This is a genomic window from Hyphomicrobium sp., from assembly GCF_020852195.1.
Taxonomy (GTDB): Bacteria; Pseudomonadota; Alphaproteobacteria; order Rhizobiales; family Hyphomicrobiaceae; genus Hyphomicrobium_C.
On record NZ_JADZBI010000031.1, the window covers coordinates 1 to 2,707 of the forward strand.

At 68.6% G+C, this 2,707-nt stretch carries 3 protein-coding genes; all 3 read right to left on the minus strand.

Features of this window, described 5'->3' with window-relative positions; genetic code table 11:
- Positions 1-2,017: phage tail length tape measure family protein (locus IT540_RS02540; protein ID WP_291172800.1), on the minus strand; the 2,017-nt coding region annotated here is incomplete at its 3' end.
- Entirely contained in the window at positions 2,007-2,225 is a 219-nt protein-coding gene (locus IT540_RS02545; protein ID WP_291172802.1) for a hypothetical protein, read from the minus strand. The genes IT540_RS02540 and IT540_RS02545, both read right to left, overlap by 11 nt.
- Positions 2,226-2,242: 17 nt before the next feature.
- A complete protein-coding gene (locus tag IT540_RS02550; RefSeq protein ID WP_291172805.1) occupies positions 2,243-2,599 on the minus strand; it encodes a hypothetical protein in 357 nt (118 codons plus the stop codon).
- Positions 2,600-2,707: the final 108 nt, after the last annotated feature.

Consider the following 2,707-nt stretch of genomic DNA (forward strand, 5'->3'; position numbering starts at 1 on the left):
CCTCGTGCAGCCGCGCAACGTAGTTGTCACGCGGAACGTAGTCGAGGCCTGTGGCGTGCCCAGGCGCGCTACTGAAGAGCCCACCAAGCCACTTGAGACCGTCACCCAGCACGCCGCCAACCTTTCCGCTGCTGGCGAAGTCACCGAGCAGCCACCGCCCAAGCTGCGCTGCCATCGCCTCCGCGGTCAACCGCTTCATGAGATTCGAGAAGAGTGAGCCGATGTCCTTCCATTTGCCGTCGAGCAGGTCGTATAGACCCTTCCCGAGCGCGTCCTGAATGTTCCGGGCCGCCTCCTTGGCGTACTCGTCGGCCTCGGTCATCGTCGTCTTCACGCCGTTACCGAGCTCCTTCATCGCGGCGACCTGCTCGGGCGTGAAGATCCAGCCCTTCTTCTGGAGTTCTTCGACGACGCGATCGACGTCCTCGATATGCCGGATGAAGACCCGCATCGGATCGAGCTCGTCGAGCCACTTGTTCGCGCGATCCTCCATCTGCTTCGCGATGCGCTCGTTGCGCTCGATCTCGCGCTGCTGGGCGGCGGCGATGACCTTGTCGAGCTCGACACGCTTCTCGGCTTCGGCTCGTTCGGTCGCGCGCACGTCGATCAGCTTCGCCACCGACGCGAGCTGCTCGAGCTGTGCGTTGGTGACGGTGCCGAGTCGGCCCATCTCCACGTCGTTGAGCAGCTTTTCGTAGGTCGTGAGTTCGACCGTCTTCTCGAGCTGCTTGTCCAGGCTCTCGAGGTACCGATCCGCCGCGCTCGCCCGGTCGGTCGTCGAACGGCCACCGCCCTTGTCCGCGAACTTGGCCCGGATGGCGGCCTCTTCGCGCGCCACCTGCGCCTGGTCGAGCGTGCCGCCGGCGGCACGGATCGCTTCGTTGTTGCGCCGGTACTCTTCCAGCGCCTTATTCAGCTTCTCCTGGCGCGTGAGGGCCGCCTCGGCCCATTTCGCGTTCTCGCGCTGTGCGGCGATGGCGGCCTGCTGGCGACGGTTGTACTCGCCTTCGGCGGCCGCCAGGCCCTCGGTGGTGTTGACCCGGGCCTCGAGGAACTCCACGAGCTTGCGCTGCCGGTCGATTTCCTCCTGGGCGAACCGGCCGAACTGCTCGCCCCCAGGCTCCATTTGCTTGAGCTTGGCCCGGGCTGCATCGAGCTGCTGGCGCATGTCGTCCTGGCGGCCGATGCCGAGCATCGCGTCCCAGGCCTCCTTCGCCAGCCGCTTGAGCCCGTCCCACGCCAGCTCCAGGGTGCCGAGGTTGTCGCGCACCCTCCCGGCTGCCCGGTCCATCGCATCGGCGTAGGCGCCCTGCGCGAGCGCGGCGGCCTCGGACGTGCGCCCCTGATCCTCGAGCGCCTTGATCTGGTTGTAGATCTCCGCGGTCAGGTATCGGTGTGCCTCGTTGAGCTTGAGCGAGGCCTCGACCGGCGACCGGCCGAGCGACTCGAAGGCCTTGACCGTATCCTCGACGCTGACGCCGAGCGTGCGCTCGACCTCGATCGCCGTCGCCGCGAATCGGCCGAGATTCTCGGCGGCCACGCGCCCGCCGCCGGCCAGGCGTGCCAGCACCTCCGCGGCCTTCGCCTGGGTGCCGACCACGCCATCGATCTCGCGCGCAAGCGTTGCCAGGCTGTCCGCGGAGACGCCGACCGCGTTGTTGCTTAGCGCAAGCGCGCGCACGTAGGCGTCGTTTTCCTTGGCACCCTCGTTGTAGGCCACCGCCAGCGCCCCGAGCGCCGCGGCGGCGCCCATCGCGGCTGTCCCGAGCGGGATGATGGCGGCCGTCGCGGTGCGCGCCAGCGGCCCCATGCCGGCGGTCGCAGTGCGCAGGCCACGCCCAAGTCCCTGCTCGATGCCCTTGCCGAGATCGTCGAAGACAGACCCCGAGCCGGCGAGTTTCTTGGTGGTCTCCGATGCCGCGCCCTCGAGATCCTTCAGGCGCCGCTCGACCGAGGCGAACGCCGGGCCGGTCGCATCCTCGCCGGTGATCCTGACCTTGGTCGCATCAATGGTCATCGTCTCGATCCATGCTCTGAAGATCCCGAATCGCCAACAGCGCCTCGAGGAAGGTCTCGACGTCGGTCACGTCGTACAAGTCGATGAGGATCGGAACGGCCGGCCAGTCGACCCGGCCGCCCATCGCGTTCCACGCAAGGCGCGCGCACTCTTCTGCCTGGCCGAGCGGCGGAACCTGCACTTTCGCCCCGGCCCGCAGGTCGGCCACCGCCTGGCAGAAGGCGGCTACTTTTCGTGGATGTCGTCCCGCCTCGCGCGCCAGGCCGCGAGATCCTCGAGGCACGCGTCGGCGACCTTCCCGATGACGTCGGGGTGGTCGGCGAGCCACTCGCGGTAGGCGTCCGCGTCGAACTCGACCTCGTCATCGACGCCCACGCCGGGCAGCAGCGTGCTCTCGCGCATCCCGCGCCAGTCGATCACGCAGGTGCGCGCGATCGCCAGCGACTTGGCCGCCGAGCTGGCGTCCGGGTCGATCCCGAAAAACGCCGTGCTCTGCGGCCGCAGGATCTGCAGTTCGATCCCCTCGCCGACGTCGATCCAGCGCGCGCGCGCCGCGCGCATACGGTCGCTCAGGACGCTCACGGCGCCACCGCCGGCAGGAACAGCGCGTAGCCCTTCACGAACACCTGGAAGGAGCCGGAGAGCGTCGCTCCGACCTGCGCCTCTTCGCCAGGCAGCGACGGCGTGCCG